This window comes from Clostridium ljungdahlii (assembly GCF_001636845.1).
Classification (GTDB): domain Bacteria; phylum Bacillota; class Clostridia; order Clostridiales; family Clostridiaceae; genus Clostridium_B; species Clostridium_B ljungdahlii_A.
Genome location: NZ_LITT01000004.1, coordinates 100,501 through 121,285, shown reverse-complemented (window position 1 = coordinate 121,285; position 20,785 = coordinate 100,501). Strand labels below are relative to the sequence as shown.

Genomic DNA, 20,785 nt, shown 5'->3' with positions numbered 1-20,785 from the left:
TATAATGGACCCAAGAATTAAGACAAAAAAATGCTTGCTTTTTAGTTAGGTTCTCCATAATATTTTTATTAAGGATGGTGAATCACATGAGAAAAAATTATAGTTCTGAATTCAAAGCAAAATTAGTATTAGAAGTACTTCGTGGGGAGCATACTTTAAGCGAGATAGCTTCTGAAAATGAAGTCCATCCCAATATGCTTACACGCTGGAAAACAGAGGCTATGAAGAATTTTTCTCAGCTTTTTGAAAAAGAAGCTTCTAAAACAAAGCAGATGCAGAAGAATTATGAAAATAAAATTGATGAACTTTATAAGCAAATTGGTAAGCTTACCACTCAAAATGAGTGGATGAAAAAAAAATCTGGTCTCTAATTTTAGCCGCAGTGAGCGCATTTCCATGATCGATTTTGACAAAAGGGAACTTCCAGTTTCTGTACAGGTTAGTCTACTTGGAATCAACAGAACATCCCTATATTATAAACCTGTTCTACCCGATGAACATGATTTATTTATCAAGAGAGAAATCGATGAAATATATACACAACACCCTGATTTCGGCTATCGAAGAATCACTGTGTGGCTTAAAAAATATAGGCAGATAACTATAAACAAGAAGACTGTACTCAAACATATGAGGGAAATGGGCATTCAAGCTATTTATCCACGCCAGAACACAAGTAAATCAAAGCCAGGAAACCCAATTTATCCTTATTTGCTTAAAGGACTTACAATTGGGCATCCTAATCAAGTATGGAGCATTGATATTACGTACGTTCCCATACATAGAAGCTGGCTTTATCTAGTCGCAATTATTGACTGGTATTCGCGCTTTGTTATAGACTGGGAAGTAGATGATACCCTTGAAATTTATTTTGTGTTAGAAACATGTAAAAATGCTTTAAAACGGACATCTCCAGAAATCATGAATAGTGACCAGGGAAGTCATTTTACAAGTCCAAAATATACAAATTTGTTTCTTAATGCAGGTTCCAAAATCAGCATGGATCACCGCGGACGTGCATATGATAATATTTTTATTGAAAGATTATGGCGGAGCCTTAAGTATGAAAATATTTATCTGCAAGATTATGAAAGCCCTCGTGAAGCACGTACAGGAATCAATAATTATTTAAAATATTATAATTATAAGAGACCCCACCAGAGCCTTAACTATAAAACCCCAGCTGAAATATATTTCAGTAATTAGTTGGCTACTTTCCTATTAAAAATAATACTTGTAGATAAAGATGATGTCAAGGATGCTGACGCACCATCTACGATGGCAAGTCCCTGACATAATCTTTACCTACAAGTTGAGAATATCTAAAGGAAAGTAATCTTAAATATTATTAGATAATTTACTAGAATACATGTTTATTGACCTAACTATAAATATACTAAAAAATTGTCTTGACAAAGGGGTCCACTTTAAAAAGTAAGATGTATATCATAACTTAGACCTTGATTTTAGGTGATTTATGATGGTATACTATCATTAGATTATGGAAAATGTTTAAATTTTGTTATGGTATATATTAATAATAAATAGGTAAAAACATATATTAATTTTCAAGACATGGTGGTAATTTAGGTGCTAACGGCTGTGTAGGATGGATGTTCCAGGCTAAAGGCCAGATAGTAATAGAGAGAAAAGAAGACATGGATGAAGACGAAATAATGATGCAGGTATTGGATGCAGGTGCTGAAGATTTTATTGCTGAAGAAGAAGTCTTTGAGGTAATTACTACTGTAGAAGACTTTGGTACAGTAAGGGAAAAATTAGAGGAACAGGGTTTTGAATTCCTGTCTGCAGATATTACGATGATACCAGATAATACTGTAGCTGTTGATATGGAAACGGCAGGAAAGGTTCAAAGACTTATAGATAAACTTGAGGATGATGACGATGTTCAGGACGTTTATCACAATGCTGAATTCCCTGAAGAATTTGAAGGATAAAGGATTTGAAGTAGTTTTACATATAGCAAAAACTTGAATGTTTGTCACTACCGCAGATAAACATTTAGGTTTTAATACTTATTTGATTATGACAACCATTTTTCATGTGAATATATATTAAAATTCATGTGAGGAGTGGTTTTTTGTTGTTAACTCAACTAAGCTAAAATGGGAGTATATGTTTAAAATATATAAGTGTATTTTATAAAGGAAAAATTAGATACTGTGTTAACTGAAATTCAGGAATATTCAGGCCTGTTTGTTAACAACCCTAGAGAACGTACCTAGATTTGATTTGCACAAATCTAGGTACGTTCTCGAATATAAATGTTATTTAAACAACTTTTTTACTTTCCGTATAAAGACACATTCTTAATGTGCTGGGCATAGGTTTCTGCAAATACATGTGTATTGGTCTTAGTGTCCAATACATAATAAAGGTAATTAGTTCTTTCAGGATGAATTGCAGCATTTATGGACTTTGTTCCTGGATTACATATTGGAGATGGCGGCAACCCTTTATTTAAGTAGGTATTATAAGGAGATTTTACAGTTAAATCCCTATTATATACTTTATCTTTATGTCCTATTACGTAGAGAATAGTTGCATCTATTTGTAAGGGCATATTTTTATTTAATCTATTGTAAATAACACTGGCTATTTTGGGCCTGTCCACATCTTTTCGTGCTTCCTTTTCTATTAGAGAGGCTGTTATTATAACATTTCTTATACTTAAATTATTTTTAGTTATATAACTTTTACTTGGTTCTATATTTGTTTCAAAAGTTTTAAGCATTTCATTTATGATTTCTTTACTTGATGTGTTTTTTTCAAAAGTATATGTAGCGGGATATAAAAAACCGTCCAGCTTATGCTTGTCCTGTGGAAGACCTTTTAAAAACCAGTAACTGTTATCTGACCAGTTTCCCACTGTATTCATAAAATCTTTTTCTGTAACTAATCCTGATTTCTCTAATGTCCTTCCTATTTGTTCATTTGTATAGCCTTCAGGTATAACAACTTTTACTACAGCTCTGTTAACTCTATTATTCCTATTAATTAATTTATTCCTTACATAAAATGAACCGTATAATGCTAAAACAATAACAACGAATATAGATATGATTTTTTTAAGTTTCATAATTATAATGTCTATATCAACCATGAATTATTAGGTTAATAAGAACAACTTCACTCCTTTTTATTGTTCAAATATTTTTATTATTAGTATACCATATTTTACTCAGGCATATTAAAAAATAACTAGTCAGTATCTAGCATATTTTACTTGTTGTTTTCTTTTATGTACCTTAGATTATTTTTTGTGAAACTTTAGAATATAACTGATTTTTATACAAAAAATAAATACAGTAATTAAGGCATTTTCAAAGAAATAGCTAGTCAGTATGCTAGCAAATCTTTTACTTGTTATTTTCTTTCAAGTGCCTAATAGATGGAGGCTTGTATTAATTTGAAGAAAAAATTAATTGTTATGGTAATTATATTTATAATGTTTATGGGTAATAGTACTTTTGCTAAATATGGTATTTGTGAAGTACATTTTATAGATGTAGGCCAAGGGGATTGTACTTTAATAAAGTTAGGCAATAAAAATTATTTAATAGATTCAGGAGCTGCATATTATACTAACAGGGTTATAAAATATTTAAATTCAAATAATGTAAATAAAATAGAAGGTATAATATTAACTCATTATCATGATGATCATTATGATGGAATATGTAATATAGCTAAATCGACAAAGGTTCATAAAGTATATTTACCTGATCATGAAAACAATATTAAATATTCTATAGAAGATAAATTGCTTAAAATGGGAGTATCTGTGGAATACATAGGAAAGGATTGGAGTATGAAACATTATGGCATGAATCTTAAAGTTGTTGGGCCTATCTATAAAGATGGCAGTGTAGAGAACAACAATTCAATTGTACTTCAAGGTAAAATAGGAAGTTTGGATTATTTATTTGCGGGAGATTGTGAGAAAAGAGAAGAAGATGACATGATAAGGACAAAAAAGCTAAAAAAATGTGATGTACTAAAGGTACCGCATCATGGTCTTAATACCAGCACAATGGTAGAATTTTTAAATAAGATACAACCTAAAGTAGCAATTGTAACTAGTGATGGAATTAATACACCAGATAAACGAGTTGAAAAAAGGTTAGAAAGTAAAGGAATTGTAGTATGGAGAAGTGACAGACAGGGAAATATTGTGATTAGAAATAAAATTTTATTTTGTGATAGAAATAATATTACCATAAAATTAAAATAATCCTAAGATAGTGTATATAATTAAGATAAGTGTCCATAATATTCAAAAAGGAGGGATATTATGGATAATAGAAAAGTTCGTACAATAGTATTGGTTATATTTACTATTTTAATTTTAGGTTTAAGTTGTTACATATGTGTAGTGGGATTTCAAAATGTAAATATGAATAGAGAAATAAAACAGGTTAGACAAGGAAATAAAACTTATGACACTGTAAATACAAATTCTAATATAAGTACAACTGTTCCTGAAAAAGCTAAAATTATATTTAAAATAAAATATAATAAAAGTGGAGAACTTAAGACGGAAAAAGAAGAATTGGCTGGAAAATTAGCAGGTAAAAGCAAAAATGAAGTTGAAAATATATACAAAACTGCTGGATATAAGGTTAATAAGTTCGGTGCAAAAGAAGTAGTACTTGTAAAAGAAGTGGATAAATATGAACCTAATAAATATGTACTTGGAATAAAGAATGGCCTAATTGCTATATATAAGACAGATAATCAGGGGAATATGTTTATAGAAAATGAAAAGAGAGATGTAACTGATATAAAGACAAGCAAATTAAAAGAAGAAGATATAAGGCTTTTAACTAAGGGAGATAAATACTTTGAGTGTAATACAAGAGACGAAGCAGAATCACGCCTTGAGGACTATGAATAATAGCCTTTGAGGCTTTTTTTATATTTTTTCACGTTAGTGAAAAAAGTATCATTATCTGTTATTTAGAAAATTCCATATTGTGAATTGCAGTACTTGAACTAAAGTACTTAAAATGATAAAGTATTATATGTTACAATATAACGCTTTGTTTAATTTTAATAAGTCTCGATGTTTTGGAGGAATTTTAGATGTATGAATACATAAAGGGAACATATAAAGGTGTAAATAAAGATTATATAGTAGTTGAGAATAATGGAATTGGCTATAAAATAAATACATCTGGCAGTACTATTACAAAAACTCCAAAGGTAGGAGAAAACATAGTGTTGTATTTGCAGCAGATAGTGAGAGAAGATTTTATAGGATTGTACGGCTTTTTAACTAAAGAAGAATTGAGTATGTTTAACCTTTTACTTACTATAAATGGTATAGGGGCAAGAGCAGCGCTTTCACTTTTATCCATAAGTGACGTAAATAATTTGAAATATGCTATAATATCTGAAGATGAAAAAAATTTGGTAAGGGCACCTGGAATAGGTAAGAAAACTGCCCAAAGAATCATACTTGAACTTAAAGACAAAATAGATGTAGGTGAACTTACGAATGGTGAGGATAATATTGACAATATAAATGCAACTCAAAATACTTCTGAGGTTTTGGAGGCTCTTATAGCACTTGGCTATTCGGAAAAGGAAGGAAATAAAGCTTTAGCTTCCATAGATAAAACAAAAGAAAGTTCTACTGAGGACATGATAAAGAAAGCTCTTAAATTTTTAATGAATTAGGTTAGGTGATAGGTATGGAAGATAGAATAGTTACCCCCCTTAACATTAAAGAGGATACAGAAAATGAGTATAGTTTGAGACCTAAGAGACTCAATGAATATATAGGGCAGAAAAAGGTAAAGGATAAATTGAAAATATTTATAGAGGCCGCTAGAAACAGGAAGGAAGCACTAGATCATGTACTTCTTTATGGACCACCAGGTCTTGGAAAAACTACTCTTGCTAATATAATTGCTGTGGAAATGGGAGGAAACCTAAAAATTACTTCGGGACCAGCTATAGAAAGAGCAGGAGATCTGGCTGCAATACTTACCAGTCTAAATGATATGGATGTGCTTTTTATAGATGAAATACACAGGTTAAATAGAAGTGTAGAGGAAATATTATATCCTGCTATGGAGGATTATGCACTAGATATAGTTATAGGAAAAGGGGCTGCAGCAAAGTCTATAAGATTGGACTTACCTAAATTCACTTTGATAGGTGCTACTACAAGGGTGGGACTTTTAACAGCGCCACTAAGGGATAGATTTGGGGTACTATGTCCTATGGAGTTTTATGGAGAAGATGAACTCAGTGAAATTATAGTCAGATCAGCTGATATACTTAAAGTAAAAATAGAAACGGATGCAGCTTTTGAAATAGGAAAAAGGTCCAGGGGAACTCCTAGAATTGCAAACAGATTATTAAAAAGAGTTAGAGATTATTCCGAGGTTAAGGGAAACGGTGTAATAGACGTCAAAACGAGTCAAGCAGCTCTTGAATTAATGGAAGTTGATAATGAAGGTTTTGATAGCATAGACAATAAAATATTAAAAGCTATAATTGATAATTTTAATGGAGGACCTGTGGGAGTAGAAACTTTAGCCTATTTTATAGGAGAAGAGTTAGATACTATACAAGATGTGTATGAGCCTTATCTACTCCAAAAAGGTTTTATAATAAGAACCCCAAGAGGTAGAGTGGCATCGGATAGTGCCTATAGACATTTTAACAGAAAGAGAAGCGAAAATTCTAAAAAAAACTTTAATCAGTCTTCATTGTTTGATGACAAAATGTGATTTACACAAGATGAATGGAGTGAAAATATTGAAGGTTACAGATTTTGATTTTTATTTACCAGAGGAATTAATTGCGCAGCATCCTTTAATGCAAAGAGATGAAGCTAGGCTTATGGTGCTTGATAAAGAAACTGGTGATATAGAGCATAAGGTATTTAAAGATATATTAGATTATTTGAATCCAGGTGACTGCCTTGTATTAAATGATACTAGAGTTTTGCCAGCAAGACTTATAGGTGCAAAAGAAGGCAGCGGTGGTAAAATGGAAATTTTACTTTTAAAGAGAAATGAAGATGACACCTGGGAAACTTTAGTTAAGCCTGGAAAAAGAGCTAAGGTAGGAAGTAGATTTGACTTCGGAGATGGGGAACTTAAGGCAGAAATAGTTTCAGTAAAAGAAGATGGAAATCGAATTGTTAAGTTTGAATATGAAGGAATATTTGAAGAAGTACTTGATAGGCTTGGTCAAATGCCTCTGCCTCCATATATAAAAGAAAAATTAGAGGACAAGGAAATGTATCAGACAGTGTATTCTAAAGAAGAAGGTTCTGCAGCAGCCCCTACAGCAGGTCTTCATTTTACCAAAGAATTGCTTAAAAAAATAGAGGATAAAGGGGTAAAACTTGCGTTCTTAACTTTACATGTTGGACTTGGAACTTTTAGACCTGTAAAGGTTGAAAATATAGAAGAACATAATATGCATTCAGAGTACTACTGTATGACGAAAGAAACTGCAGATATGATAAATGAAACCAGAGAAAAAGGAGGAAGTATAATTTCAGTGGGTACTACTTCCTGCAGAACACTTGAAACCATTGGAGATGAAAATGGAAGAGTTAGGGAACAATCTGGTTGGACGGATATATTTATATATCCTGGATATAAATATAAAGTAGTAGATAAACTTATAACAAATTTTCATTTACCACAGTCTACACTCATAATGCTTGTAAGTGCGCTTTGTGGAAGAGAAAAAATACTAAATGCATATAACTGTGCAGTTAAAGAAAAATATAGATTTTTTAGCTTTGGAGATGCTATGTTCTTAAAATAGATTTGAGGTGTTTGAATGTATAAATTACTAAAGAAACAGGGAAGTGCTAGAAGAGGTGAATTTACTACACCTCACGGAGTAGTTCAAACTCCAGTTTTTATGAATGTAGGTACCTTGGCAGCTATAAAAGGAGCAGTTTCTACCTGTGATTTAAAAGAAATTGGATGTCAGGTGGAACTTTCAAATACTTATCATTTAAGTTTAAGACCTGGAGATAAGATCATAAGAAAACTTGGTGGATTACATAAATTTATGAATTGGGATAGACCTATTTTAACTGATTCTGGAGGATTTCAGGTATTTTCTCTGTCAAAGATTAGAAAGATAAAAGAAGAGGGAGTATATTTTAATTCACACATAGATGGAAGTAAAATATTTATGGGACCTGAAGAGAGTATGCAGATTCAAAGTAATTTGGCATCTACTGTAGCTATGGCTTTTGATGAGTGTATAGAAAACCCGTCTCCCAAAGATTATGTTCAACGTTCTGTTGAAAGAACCACAAGATGGCTCAAAAGATGTAAAGTTGAAATGGATAGATTGAATTCTCTGCCAGATACTATAAATAATAAGCAGATGCTGTTTGGTATAAACCAAGGCGGTGTCTACGATGATATAAGAGTAGAGCACGCTAAAATAATAAGTGACATGAATTTAGACGGATATGCTATTGGAGGTTTAGCTGTAGGGGAAACTCACGAGGAAATGTATAGAATTATAGAAAAAGTAGTTCCTCATCTTCCACAGGATAAGCCTATATATTTGATGGGAGTTGGAACTCCAGCAAATATACTTGAAGCAGTAGAAAGAGGAGTAGATTTCTTTGATTGTGTACTTCCTGCTAGGAATGGAAGACATTGCCATGTGTTTACATCAGAGGGAGAAATAAATCTTTTGAATGCCAAATATCAGCTGGATGATTCCCCTATCGACAGAGGATGCCAGTGTCCTACTTGTAAAAATTACACTAGGGCATATATAAGGCATCTGTTTAAGGCAAAGGAAATGCTTGCTATGAGGTTATGTGTACTTCATAATTTGTATTTTTATAATAATTTAATGAAAGAAATAAGAGATTCTATTGATGGAGACTATTTCCCTAAATATAAAAGGGAAAAGCTTGAGGAATGGAATCAATAAAGTTAAAAACTTTGTTTATCAAAAGGAGGTGAAAAAATTGAGTTCATTGGGATCGTTACTACCTTTATTGTTTATAGTAGTAATCTTTTATTTACTTATATTTCTACCAGAAAGCAAGAGAAAAAAGAAATATAATGCAATGCTTGAAAGCCTTAAGGTTAATGATGAGGTTATGACTAAAGGTGGTATAATAGGAAAAGTTGTAAATATTCAGGACAGAAATATAACCATTCAAACAGGACCAGATAGAGTAAGAATAAAGTTAGATAAAACAGGAGTACTAAATATTTTATCTGAAACTAAAAGTCAAGAAAATTCTTCTAAGAAAATAGAGGAAAAAAAAGAAGTTTAAAAATTAGGTATAAAGCACCTTTTATCTACATAAATACTATTAGATGGGAGGTGCTTTAATTTGGAAAAAGGTAGTAATTACCTTCCTGCAGTGGAAGGAGTTCTTAGAGGTTTTATAATTACAGTTATTTTACTTTTAATTTTTGCAGTTATAATGACTTTTATAGATATAGGTTCAAGAGTAAGATACATATTTTACGTTATTACAAACATACTTAGTATAATGTATGGAGTTATTTATGCAGTGCGAAGAATAGGTAAAAAAGGATGGCTTGTAGGTATTGGAGTAACTCTTTTATACTTGTTTATACTGTATGTAGTTTCTGTAGTTTCTGGAAATTCTGCAGCTATAAGTTCCTATGGAGTAAAACGATTGCTGCTTGACCTTATAGTAGGAGCTCTATCAGGTATGATTGCAATTAACTTATAGGGAATTCCTTAAACTTCTCACATTTGTGGATAACTTTATTTTATTATAGCTTTATGTTATAATCAAACAGATAACTTTATTAATTGGAGGAGCTTAGTATGAAACATATAAAAACTTTAAATAATGCTAATATAAAAGAAAGTTTAAAAAAGCCAGGATGTAAGGAATGTGCTAATTCATGCCAATCAGCATGTAAAACTTCTTGCACAGTTGCCAATTTAGCTTGTGAAAACTAATATAAATTTTAGGCAGTAACAAAATAGTTACTGCCTAAAATTTATATAATGAAAAATTATACACTTTTATTAGGAGGAGAACAATTTGGCTAATATTCATAAATTTGTCCAGGGTGGATATAGATATGTTATAGATGTAAACTCTGGTACACTTCATGAAATTGATGAACTAGTATATGATATTTTAGATGATGAAGAACTGCCAGAACTTGAAAAGGCAGTAGAACTTCTTAAAGATAAATATGAAAAAGAAGAAGTTGTGGAGGCTTATGGTGAGATACAACAGCTAATTAAAAAAGAAATGTTGTATTCAAAAGATATATATGAAGGAATTGCAAAAAAGCATGAAAGTGAACCTTCATTTATAAAAGCATTATGCCTTAATATTGCTCATGATTGTAATTTGAGATGCAAATATTGTTTTGCAGATGAAGGTGAGTACAAAGGATGCAGAAAACTCATGTCTGCAGAAATAGGAAAAAAGGCTATTGATTTTGTTATAGAAAAATCAGGACCTAGGAAGAATATAGAGGTTGATTTGTTTGGTGGAGAACCACTTATGGCCTTTGATGCAGTAAAGGAAATCGTAGAGTATGCTAAGAAGCAGGAAAAGGTGTACAACAAAAATATAAGATTTACAATGACTACCAATGCTACCCTGTTAAACGATGAGATAATGGATTATCTTGATAAAAACATGGGAAATATAGTACTCAGTATTGATGGAAGAAAAGAAGTAAATGACAAAGTAAGAGTTAGAATTGATGGAAGTGGAAGTTTTGATTCTATACTGCCTAAAATAAAAAAGATGGTAAAAATAAGGGACAAGTCTAAACAATATTATGCAAGAGGTACTTTTACTAGAAACAATACTGATTTTTTTGAAGATATAAAATATCTTGCAGATCAGGGATTTGATGAAATATCTGTAGAACCCGTAGTACTTCCAAAGGATGATCCATTGTCTCTTAGAGAAGAAGACCTTCCGGTTATTTATGAACAATATGATAAATTGTATGATGAAATGATTAGAAGAAACAAGGAAGGAGGAAAGTTTAAATTTTACCATTTTAATATAGACATTACAGGCGGTCCTTGTGTATACAAAAGGATATCAGGATGTGGGGCAGGACATGAGTATGTAGCTATAACACCAGATGGAGATATATATCCATGCCATCAATTTGTAGGTAATGAAGCTTTTAAAATGGGAAATTTAAGTGACGTTGATAACTTGAGAAAAGATATTCCTAAGCAATTTAAGTCTGCTCATATATACAATAAACCTGAATGCAGAAAATGTTGGGCAAGATTTTACTGCAGCGGTGGATGCCAGGCTAATAATTACAATTTCAATAAGGATATGAACATACCTTACAGCCTTGGATGCAAAATGCAGAAAAAGAGAATTGAGTGTGCCATTGCACTTAAAAGTAGAATTTTGAAAAAATAGTAATAACATTTACAAAAACTTAATACATCATATTACTTTATTTGTAATATGTGTATTGACGGTGTTTTTTTTAAGTAATATAATTGCTAATGTAAATAGGTGAGGATAAGAGGTAGTTGGTTATTGACGAAGGAGGATAAAAATGAAATCTAAGGCGAAAAGTACCGTAGTTTTCTTTCTATGCGTGATTTTAATAGGCTTTTTAGCTTATACGGGAGCATATGGAGTAACTTTTGGTGGATATAAATTAAAGCCATTTAGCCAAGTAATAAATAAAGGACTTGATCTTCAAGGTGGAGTTTCTGTACTTGAAGAAATACAGTCGAAAAATGTAGATCAGGATACTGTAAATAGAACTGTAGATATGATCTCACAAAGAGTTAATAAATTAGGAGTAAGTGAAACTACGACTGTAAGAGAAGGAAAAGACAGGATAAGAATTGATATACCTGGAAAATTTGATGCAAAAGAAGTAGTAGATGGTGTAGCAAAAACAGGTGAACTTAAGTTTGTTGGACCAGACAACAATACTATACTTACAGGTAAGGATGTGAAAAATGCTACAGCTTCTATTGACCCTCAAAATGGCAGCCAAGGTGCAATAAATCTGGAGTTAACTCAATCAGGTGCTCAGAAGTTTGCAGATGCCACTCAAAAATTTATGGGGCAAGTAATTAGCATATATTTAGATAAGGATAAATTGTCAGATCCGAAAGTAGATGCACATATAACTGATGGTAGAGCTATTATAAGCGGTCATATGACTATGAAAGAGGCTCAAACAAAGGCAAATTTGATAAAGTCAGGTGCACTTCCAGTTACCGTAAAGCCAGTACAGGTTAAAACTGTAGGAGCTTCTCTTGGTGCTAATGCACTTCCACTTAGTATATTGGCAGGTAAAATAGGTATAGGGCTAGTAATGATATTTATGCTTTTATATTATAGATTACCTGGACTTGTTGCAGATATAGCACTTGTACTATACGTATATATAGTTTTAGCAGCTTTTGCCAACGTAAATGTAACTTTGACATTAGCTGGTATAGCAGCATTTTTGCTAACAGTAGGTATGGCAGTAGATGCTAACATACTTATATTTGAGAGAACTAAAGAGGAGCTTAAAAGTGGTAAATCCATTAAGGCCTCTGTAGATGCGGGATTTAGAAGAGCTATGACTTCAATACTGGATTCAAATATAACTACTATTATTTCAGGGTGTGTCCTTTATAATATTGGTACAGGTTCCGTAAAAGGATTTGCTCTTACGCTTATTATAGGTACAATTTTGAGTATGTTTACGGCTATAACGGTAACTAGAACTCTTATGAAGTTATTAGCCAATATGGGTTGGTTTAACCATAAGGAGACAATTGGAACATTTGGTGTGCATGACTTCAGAAAGGGGGTAGTAAAGTAATATGTATAAGATTATTGAAAAAAGAAAAATATGGTTTACTATATCCCTTATAATAATTGCAATTGGAATATTTACTATGGCTACTAAAGGTCTTGAATATGGACTGGATTTTAAGGGTGGTACAGTAGTTGAAATAAATGTGGGTCAGGATTTTAATAAACAGGATGTAGATAATATAGTAAAGAAATACTCCAGTGATTTTCAATCCAATAAAGTGGATAATAAGTCTATATCTATAAAGGCTGCCACTTTAAGCAATAATGATGTTAGTGGTATTGTAAAAGCTGTAAAGGCAAAGTATAAAAAGAGTAGTTTGACGAATCAAGAAAATATAGGTGCGGTTATAGGGCAAGAAACAAGGACCAAAGCTCTGCAAGCTGTTATAGTTGCAATTATAGCTATGTTTATATATATAGGTATAAGGTTTGAGTTAAGTTTTGGTATAGCAGCTATTATATCATTAATTCACAATGTACTTGTAATGCTTTCTGTATATGCAGTACTTAGAGTTCCTATAGACTCTAACTTTATAGCAGCAGCTCTTACGGTTATAGGTTATTCTGTTCATGATACTATAGTTGTTTTTGATAGAATAAGAGAAAATCAAAAATACATGAGAGGACAGGAGCCTATAGTAGTTGCAGATGCTAGTGTAACTCAGACATTGGCAAGATCTATAAATACAGTATTAACTGTTGTAATAACTTTGACATCAGTATATGTTTTAGTGCCTTCTGTAAGAGTTTTCTCAGAGCCTATACTTATAGGAATAATTACAGGATGCTATTCTTCTATATGCATAGCTAGTCCATGTTGGGTAATTATAAAGAAACATATGCTTCAAAATAAAAAAAAGTTGCATACAGTAAGTGAATAAGCTATAAAATATACATTAAATATGATAAAATAAAAAATCTAGAGTATATTGGTACTCTGGATTTTTTTATTGCAAATAATCTAACCATAATGTATTTGTAATAGAAGACAATATCATTTATAATATAAGTGCTTTCGATAAATTTGGAGGATTTTATTATGGAGAGGCAAAAAGATAACATACAGGATTTTAATTTTTTAGGCATGCATAATCCTTTTCTTTTAAAGGATATGGAGAAAGCTTTGAAGAGAATAATAAAGGCAGTAAATGAGAGAGAAAAAATTGTAATTTATGGTACATGCGACTTGGATGGTATAACTTCGGTGTCACTTATGTTATTAGTGTTAAAATATTTAAATGCAGATGTAGAATATTTTATCTCTGATAAAATTAATGATTACAATATAAAAGCAGATATAATAAAAAACCATATAAAATTTTTAGGTGCAAAGCTTATAATAACAGCTGGCTGTGGAATTCAAAGCGTTTCGCAGATAGAGCTATGTAAAATTTTAGGTATGGATGTTATAATAACAGATTACCATAAATCTGGGGAAAATTTACCGAAAACTATTATTGTAAATCCCAATCAGAAGCAGTGTACATATCCATTTAAAGATTTAACAGCGGTAGGTGTTACCTTTAAGTTATCTCAAGCCATATCAATGTATTATGATATGAAGTACATAAGCAAGTATTTAGATCTTGTAGCTTTAGGTATTTTTTCCCGGGGAATTGATATAACTGGTGAAAATAAGATAATGGTAGATGAAGGTATGTATTATTTAAAATGTACAAATAATTATGGGGTAAGGGCATTGCTTAAGGTGAATGATATTTCTAGTGTGAATAGGGAGAATGTATGTGAATTATCAAATAGAATGATGTGTTCAATTAAGAACAAGAGATATATAGATAATGCAAGGATTGCAGTAGAGCTTTTTATAACTGAAAATATGGATAGAGCAGAACAAATAGCTAAATATTTGAAAAATGAGATTGTATAAAGGCAAAAATATCTTAAACTTGAATATGTATCAATATTTAATATATAATTGTAAAGTAGGTTTCTATTGGAATGATTAAGTTATTTTTAGGGGGGATTACAGGTGGATTTAAAAGATAGAATAAGAGTAATAGATGGGTTTCCAAAGGAAGGAATAAGTTTTAAAGATATAACTACTTTGCTGCAGGATAAAACAGCTTTTAAGTATACAGTAAATAAAATAGCTAGATATTTAAAAAATAAACATATTGACGTAGTAGTAGGACCTGAAGCAAGAGGATTTTTATTTGGAGCACCTATAGCTTATGCCATAGGTGCAGGTTTCGTTCCTATAAGAAAAAAAGGAAAGTTGCCTTATGACACTTTTAGTGTTAGTTATGATTTAGAATATGGCAGTGATATACTTGAAATGCACAAAGATGCAATAAAAAAGGGAGATAGAGTGGTAATAATTGATGACTTACTTGCGACAGGTGGCACTACTGCTTCTGTAGTGAAACTTATAGAACAAGCAGGTGGGGAAGTTGTTACTATAGGATTTGTGATAGAATTGACGGATTTAAAAGGTAGGGAAAAATTAGAAGGTTATGATGTAATTTCTCTTACTAAATATAATGTTTAGGATATATAAAATTTCAAATTGCAAGTTTTTTTAGTATATAATATAATATTAGTAAAAAATAATGGCTGGTTTGTTAAACCAGCCATTGATTTTAGGGAGTATCGGTATGTTAGAAAAATTAATGGAGTTAATAGATAAAAACTGTAATAATGTAGATAAAAAAATAGTAGAAAAGGCTTATTATTTTGCCGATGAAGCTCATAAAAAACAGAAAAGGGAATCTGGAGAACCTTATATAAGCCATCCTGTAGAAGTAGCTTATATATTGGCAGAAATGGGACTTGATACTAGCACTATAGTAGCAGGACTCCTTCATGACGTAATAGAAGATACACAATTTAGCTATGAAGACATAGAAAGGGAATTCAGTGTAGAAATTGCAAACTTAGTAGAAGGTGTTACTAAATTAGGCAAAATAGAATGTAAAACTAAGGAAGAGCAGCAAGCTGATAACGTTAGAAAGATGCTCCTTGCAATGGCAGATGACATAAGAGTAATACTTATAAAATTAGCAGATAGACTTCATAATATGAGAACACTTAAATACATGCCTGTGAAAAAACAGAAAGAAAAAGCAAAAGAAACTTTTGACATATATGCACCTCTTGCCCATAGACTTGGAATGTCTAAAATTAAATGGGAACTTGAGGATTTAGCTTTTAGGTATATAAATCAAAATGAATATTATTTTATAGTTAGAAAAATTGCTGAAAAAAGAGTAGAAAGAGAAAAATATATTGATGAAATAATATCTCAATTAAAAGATAATCTTAAAAAATCGGGAATAGATTCAGATATTGAAGGAAGACCAAAGCATTTTTATAGTATATATAGAAAGATGGTAAAGAAAAATAAAACTATAGATCAGATTTTTGATTTAACTGCTGTAAGAATTTTAGTAAATACAGTAAAGGATTGCTATGCTGCACTGGGAATAGCACATACTATATATAAGCCTATGCCAGGAAGATTTAAGGATTATATTGCTATGCCTAAACCAAACATGTATCAGTCACTACATTCTACAGTTATAGGGCCTCAGGGCAAACCTTTTGAAATACAGATAAGAACTTTTGAAATGCATAAAACAGCAGAATATGGAATAGCAGCTCACTGGAAATATAAAGAGGGCGTTGATACAGCAAATGATATAGATAAGAAACTTACCTGGCTAAGGGAAATACTTGAGTGGCAGAGAGAAACTTCAGATGCAGAAGAATTTATGGAAAGATTTAAAATAGATTTGTTTTCAGATGAGGTATTTGTATTTACTCCAAATGGAAAAGTAATAAATTTACCTTATGAAGCAACCCCTATAGATTTTGCTTATAAGATACATACAGAGATAGGAAATAGTTGTATAGGTGCAAAGGTAAGTGGTAAGATGGTACCTCTTGACTATCATTTGAAAACAGGGGAAATTGTAGAAGTGCTTGTATCAAGTACGCCCAAAGGTCCAAGTATTGATTGGCTGAATATGGCGAAAAGTAATCAGGCAAAAAGTAAGATAAGATCCTGGTTCAAAAAGGCTAAAAGAGAAGAGAATATAGTAAAAGGAAAGGACCTTCTTGAAAAGGAAACAAAAAAGCAAGGATATAATTTTGGAGAAATTGCAAAGAAGGAAATCCTAGATACAGTTCTTAAAAGATATAATATGAATTCTGTAGATGATTTGTATGCTTCTGTAGGAATTGGTGCTGTGACCTCTTCTACTATAGTTTCGAGAATAAAAGATATTTATATGAAAACTTCAAAGATGGATGAAATTGACTGGAAAAAGATTCAAGAGAATCTGGATCAACCTATGGGTAAGTCTCATAAAGCAGAAAAGAAATCTCCAGGGATAATAGTAAAGGGTGAAAGTAATGTGTTAGTCAGATTTGCCAAGTGTTGTAATCCTGTACCAGGCGATGACATAATAGGGTATATAACAAAGGGAAGAGGAGTGTCAATCCATAGAAAGGATTGTAAAAATGCAGAATTCTTATTAAAGAATAAAGATAACATGGTGGTTGAAGTTTCCTGGGGAAGACCAAAAGGAGCAGAGTATATTGCTCAGATTAAAATAGAAGCTGAAGATAGGGGAAAACTTTTGGCCGAATCTATGGAAGTTATAAGTAATAGTAAGACTGCACTTTATGCTGTGAATGCTAAGCCAGTAAAAAATGGATTGGCTGTTATAGATATAAAATTAAAAATATCAAATGTAGATGACTTAAAAGATGTAATGAAAAAGTTTAGAAAATTAGAGGGCGTTATTCAGGTTTATAGAACCAAAAATTAAGGAGATATGTTATTATGAGAGCAGTAGTTCAAAGAGTCAATAGCTCTAAAGTTGAAGTGGAAGGAAAGGTTATAGGACAAATACAAAAGGGGTTAAATGTACTCCTTGGAATATCTAAAGAAGATACAGATGAGGATATAATCTATATGAGGGACAAAATATTGAACCTCAGAATATTTGAAGATGAAAATGGAAAACTAAATAAATCTTTGTTGGATGTAAACGGAGAAATAATTATAATTTCTCAGTTTACTTTATATGGAGATTGTAGAAGAGGTAGAAGGCCCAGTTTTATAGAAGCTTTGGGTGGCGATGAAGCCGAAAAAATATACGAAAAATTTGTAGGTCAATGTAGAGATTTAGTAGGCAAGGTTGAGACAGGAAAATTTGGTGCAGATATGCTAGTGAGTATAGAAAATGATGGACCTGTCACTATTATGATAGACAGTAAGAAGAAATTTTAATTATCAAGATAAAGGAAAAGATAGGGAGGTATTTTTATGAAATTAAGAAAACTCATAGTAGGGGCATATGCAGCTAATTGCTATATATTGATAGATGAAAAGGAGAGTAAGTCTGTAGTAATTGACCCTGGTGATGATGTAAAAGATATAATAGATGCTATAGATGCTTCAAAGACAAAAGTAGGATATATATTGCTAACTCATGGTCATGCAGACCATACAAGTGCAGCTGAGGAAATAAGGAATAAATATAATGCACCTATAGCAATAAGCAGAGAAGATTATAATATGATGAAATCAAGAGAGCTTATGTATGGAAAGCTTATAGATGAAGTTGACATATACATTGAAGATAACCAGATGTTTGAATTTGGAAATATAAAGTTAAAGGCGCTTTATACACCTGGACATACGCCTGGTGGAGTGAGCTTCTTAGGGGAAAACATGGTGTTTACAGGAGATACGCTTTTTAAAAGATCTGTAGGAAGAACTGACTTTACAGGAGGAGATTTTAATGCAATCATGGACAGTATAAAAAATAGGCTTATGACTTTACCAGATGAAATGGTTGTATTTCCAGGTCATGGCTCTAAAACTTCTATCAAAGAAGAAAAAATGCATAATCCATTTTTATAGATTTAAATAGCCATAGTAGAAAATTAATTTATTCTCCGTATATTTTTACAACATTCATAACGTTAAATATTTTGATAAGTCTAAGCAAAAAATTAAAAAAATACTGAGAACTTTTGAAAACTCGTACCTCAAACAATTCAAAAGTTCTAGATTTTTAAAAAATTTTTTATTAAGACTTATGTGCAAAATATTTAAATGTTGTTCATTCATGTAAAAATATTTCTACGAATAAATTAATTTTTACTAAAATGTCTATAAATTTGTAAAAATTCAAGTGAAATTTAAATCTATACCAGAGAAATATGCTGACAAAATAGAAAACACCTTTAAAAACTTTTCCATAAGTCTTAGTGAGGTATTTTAGAAAATCTTAGGAGTTTAGGTATGTTTGAGGTACGAGTTTAACTAAACTCCTTTAGATTTTCAAAATACCGAACTTTAGACTTGTCAAAAGTTTTTGTAGTGTTGAGATTTGTCAGCATATGATCTGGTATAATTTAATTTTTTACTTAAGATTTTTATAAAGAAAAGAGATGACAATTTTAATTGATATGGAGATAAAAGTTAAACTAAATAGTAAGGAATATAGATATCACATATTTCAAATGATCAATTTGTTTTATGATTTTGCAGATATAAATTTTGTAGAAGATGAAAGTTGGAATTTTAATATAGAGTTACTGCAGAATGAAGTTATTATAGATGATAAAAATGACATATGCAAAATGCAATTTGAAAGTGGTTTAAGTGAAAGGGAAAATATAAAAAAAGCAGCATTTTTGTATTTTACCAATAAAACAGGGAAAACTTTACCATGGGGAACTTTAGTTGGAATAAGACCTAGTAAGATAACTTTAAAGTTTATAAAGGATGGCAAGAGCAGGGATGAAATAATAAAGTATTTTGACAAACATTTTTGTTGCAATAAAAGTAAGGCAGAACTTTGTATAGATGTAGCAAATTCGGAAAAAAACTTAGTGAATTCGAATAGCAGAAATATAAGCGTATATGTAGGGATGCCTTTTTGCCCAACTAAGTGTCTCTATTGTTCCTTTGCATCCAATCCTATTAAAGGTTGTAAGGACTTAGTAGAACCCTATCTTAAAAGTTTGACTTATGAGATAGAAAAAATGTCTGAATACATAAAACAACATGAGTTAAATATAGAATGTATATATTTTGGAGGAGGGACTCCAACTTCTATAGATAATGAAAAATTTGAAAAATTGATGCATCAAATATATAATAGTTTTGTACGGGACTACAAAATAAAAGAATTTGATGTAGAATGTGGCAGACCTGACAGTATTACTTCAAATAAACTTGAAACCATGAAAAGATATGGAGTAAATAGGATGAGTATAAATCCACAGACTATGAATGACAGCACATTAAAATTTATTGGAAGAAATCATTCAGTAAATGAGGTAAGGGAAAAGTTTCATATGGCAAGAAAATATGGATTTGACAACATAAACATGGATTTGATTGTAGGATTGCCTGGTGAAGGAATAGAGGAGGTAAATAAAACCTGTGATGAAATTGAAAAGCTTGGGCCAGATAATTTAACCGTGCATGGTATGTCTGTAAAAAGAGCATCTAGACTATATGAAAATATAGTGAATAATATAAGTTATTCTATTGCAGGTCATGAAGAATTAAATTTGATGTATGAAAGAACTGCACTTTTGGCTAAATCAATGAAGATGAAACCATATTACATGTATAGACAAAAAAATATGGTAGGCAATATGGAAAACATAGGATATACATCAGGAAAACATAGAGGGCTTTATAATGTGGAAATGATTGAAGAAAGGCAGACTATAATAGCTTGTGGAGCAGATGCTGTTACAAAAGTCATGTTTTTAGATGAAAATAGATTCGAAAGACAGGCAAATATAAAAGATGTAGGAGAATATGTGAGAAGAATAGATGAAATGGTGAAAAAAAAGATAGATCTTTTAAATACTTTGTATTAAAATTTTTAAATGTACTTTTAAATTTCACTTATAATCTATAATTTAAGAAAATATAAAACAAAAAAGGAG

The 20,785-nt window shown here is 31.2% G+C and carries 20 protein-coding genes and 1 pseudogene; 20 read left to right on the top strand and 1 reads right to left on the bottom strand.

The window, feature by feature from the left end:
• Positions 1 to 86 precede the first annotated feature (86 nt).
• Together WY13_RS02495 and WY13_RS02490 are read left to right on the top strand one after the other, a co-directional pair.
• Positions 87 to 1,206, top strand: a protein-coding gene (locus WY13_RS02495; protein ID WP_156498945.1) for an IS3 family transposase whose coding sequence is annotated in 2 segments (ribosomal slippage) — positions 87 to 359 and positions 361 to 1,206 — 1,119 coding nt in all. Because the reading frame shifts where the segments join, the coding sequence is not laid out codon by codon here.
• 359 nt (positions 1,207 to 1,565) lie between these two features.
• A pseudogene (locus WY13_RS02490) lies at positions 1,566 to 1,958 on the top strand (YebC/PmpR family DNA-binding transcriptional regulator); the annotation flags it as partial.
• Positions 1,959 to 2,305: 347 nt separating this feature from the next.
• Here the strand turns inward: WY13_RS02490 and mltG are convergent.
• A complete protein-coding gene (gene mltG, locus WY13_RS02485; protein ID WP_063554131.1) occupies positions 2,306 to 3,124 on the bottom strand; it encodes an endolytic transglycosylase MltG in 819 nt (272 codons plus the stop codon).
• 306 nt (positions 3,125 to 3,430) lie between these two features.
• On the opposite strand from mltG, the gene WY13_RS02480 reads away from it, so the two are divergent.
• The 18 genes from WY13_RS02480 to WY13_RS02395 all read left to right on the top strand — a co-directional run bounded on the left by WY13_RS02480 (position 3,431) and on the right by WY13_RS02395 (position 20,716).
• Positions 3,431 to 4,255, top strand: a complete 825-nt coding sequence (locus WY13_RS02480) for a ComEC/Rec2 family competence protein (protein WP_063554130.1) — start codon at positions 3,431 to 3,433, stop codon at positions 4,253 to 4,255.
• A gap of 60 nt (positions 4,256 to 4,315) precedes the next feature.
• Positions 4,316 to 4,918 carry a hypothetical protein gene (locus WY13_RS02475; protein ID WP_063554129.1) on the top strand — a complete coding sequence of 201 codons (603 nt, stop codon included), beginning with the start codon at positions 4,316 to 4,318 and terminating at the stop codon, positions 4,916 to 4,918.
• Positions 4,919 to 5,106: 188 nt separating this feature from the next.
• Positions 5,107 to 5,703 (top strand): Holliday junction branch migration protein RuvA, encoded by a 597-nt coding sequence (gene ruvA / locus WY13_RS02470; protein WP_063554128.1) that lies wholly within the window; start codon positions 5,107 to 5,109, stop codon positions 5,701 to 5,703.
• 14 nt (positions 5,704 to 5,717) lie between these two features.
• The gene (ruvB, locus tag WY13_RS02465) at positions 5,718 to 6,764 is read left to right on the top strand and encodes a Holliday junction branch migration DNA helicase RuvB (protein ID WP_063554127.1); all 1,047 of its coding nucleotides are present in this window, start codon (positions 5,718 to 5,720) and stop codon (positions 6,762 to 6,764) included.
• A 28-nt stretch (positions 6,765 to 6,792) separates the two neighbouring features.
• Positions 6,793 to 7,818 carry a tRNA preQ1(34) S-adenosylmethionine ribosyltransferase-isomerase QueA gene (queA, locus tag WY13_RS02460; RefSeq protein WP_063554126.1) on the top strand — a complete coding sequence of 342 codons (1,026 nt, stop codon included), beginning with the start codon at positions 6,793 to 6,795 and terminating at the stop codon, positions 7,816 to 7,818.
• 15 nt (positions 7,819 to 7,833) lie between these two features.
• Positions 7,834 to 8,958, top strand: coding sequence for a tRNA guanosine(34) transglycosylase Tgt (tgt, locus tag WY13_RS02455; RefSeq protein ID WP_063554125.1), 1,125 nt, complete (start codon positions 7,834 to 7,836; stop codon positions 8,956 to 8,958).
• Positions 8,959 to 8,995: 37 nt separating this feature from the next.
• Positions 8,996 to 9,310: a preprotein translocase subunit YajC gene (yajC, locus tag WY13_RS02450; RefSeq protein ID WP_063554124.1), complete on the top strand. Its 315-nt coding sequence runs from the start codon at positions 8,996 to 8,998 to the stop codon at positions 9,308 to 9,310.
• 60 nt (positions 9,311 to 9,370) lie between these two features.
• Entirely contained in the window at positions 9,371 to 9,739 is a 369-nt protein-coding gene (locus WY13_RS02445; protein WP_063554123.1) for a TIGR04086 family membrane protein, read from the top strand.
• A gap of 98 nt (positions 9,740 to 9,837) precedes the next feature.
• A complete protein-coding gene (gene scfA, locus WY13_RS02440; protein ID WP_013240005.1) occupies positions 9,838 to 9,975 on the top strand; it encodes a six-cysteine ranthipeptide SCIFF in 138 nt (45 codons plus the stop codon).
• An 85-nt stretch (positions 9,976 to 10,060) separates the two neighbouring features.
• Positions 10,061 to 11,428: a thioether cross-link-forming SCIFF peptide maturase gene (gene scfB / locus WY13_RS02435; RefSeq protein WP_063554122.1), complete on the top strand. Its 1,368-nt coding sequence runs from the start codon at positions 10,061 to 10,063 to the stop codon at positions 11,426 to 11,428.
• 142 nt (positions 11,429 to 11,570) lie between these two features.
• The gene (gene secD / locus WY13_RS02430) at positions 11,571 to 12,845 is read left to right on the top strand and encodes a protein translocase subunit SecD (RefSeq protein ID WP_063554121.1); all 1,275 of its coding nucleotides are present in this window, start codon (positions 11,571 to 11,573) and stop codon (positions 12,843 to 12,845) included.
• 1 nt (position 12,846) lies between these two features.
• On the top strand, positions 12,847 to 13,722 hold the full coding sequence (gene secF / locus WY13_RS02425; protein ID WP_063554120.1) for a protein translocase subunit SecF: 876 nt from the start codon (positions 12,847 to 12,849) through the stop codon (positions 13,720 to 13,722).
• A gap of 158 nt (positions 13,723 to 13,880) precedes the next feature.
• Positions 13,881 to 14,729 carry a DHH family phosphoesterase gene (locus WY13_RS02420; protein ID WP_063554119.1) on the top strand — a complete coding sequence of 283 codons (849 nt, stop codon included), beginning with the start codon at positions 13,881 to 13,883 and terminating at the stop codon, positions 14,727 to 14,729.
• A 102-nt stretch (positions 14,730 to 14,831) separates the two neighbouring features.
• A complete protein-coding gene (locus WY13_RS02415; RefSeq protein ID WP_063554118.1) occupies positions 14,832 to 15,350 on the top strand; it encodes an adenine phosphoribosyltransferase in 519 nt (172 codons plus the stop codon).
• A gap of 106 nt (positions 15,351 to 15,456) precedes the next feature.
• Positions 15,457 to 17,634 (top strand): RelA/SpoT family protein, encoded by a 2,178-nt coding sequence (locus WY13_RS02410; RefSeq protein ID WP_063554117.1) that lies wholly within the window; start codon positions 15,457 to 15,459, stop codon positions 17,632 to 17,634.
• A 14-nt stretch (positions 17,635 to 17,648) separates the two neighbouring features.
• Positions 17,649 to 18,098 (top strand): D-aminoacyl-tRNA deacylase, encoded by a 450-nt coding sequence (dtd, locus tag WY13_RS02405; RefSeq protein ID WP_063554116.1) that lies wholly within the window; start codon positions 17,649 to 17,651, stop codon positions 18,096 to 18,098.
• A gap of 36 nt (positions 18,099 to 18,134) precedes the next feature.
• On the top strand, positions 18,135 to 18,734 hold the full coding sequence (locus tag WY13_RS02400; RefSeq protein WP_063554115.1) for an MBL fold metallo-hydrolase: 600 nt from the start codon (positions 18,135 to 18,137) through the stop codon (positions 18,732 to 18,734).
• Between the two features lie 551 nt (positions 18,735 to 19,285).
• Positions 19,286 to 20,716: a coproporphyrinogen III oxidase gene (locus tag WY13_RS02395; protein WP_063554114.1), complete on the top strand. Its 1,431-nt coding sequence runs from the start codon at positions 19,286 to 19,288 to the stop codon at positions 20,714 to 20,716.
• The last annotated feature ends 69 nt before the right edge of the window (positions 20,717 to 20,785 follow it).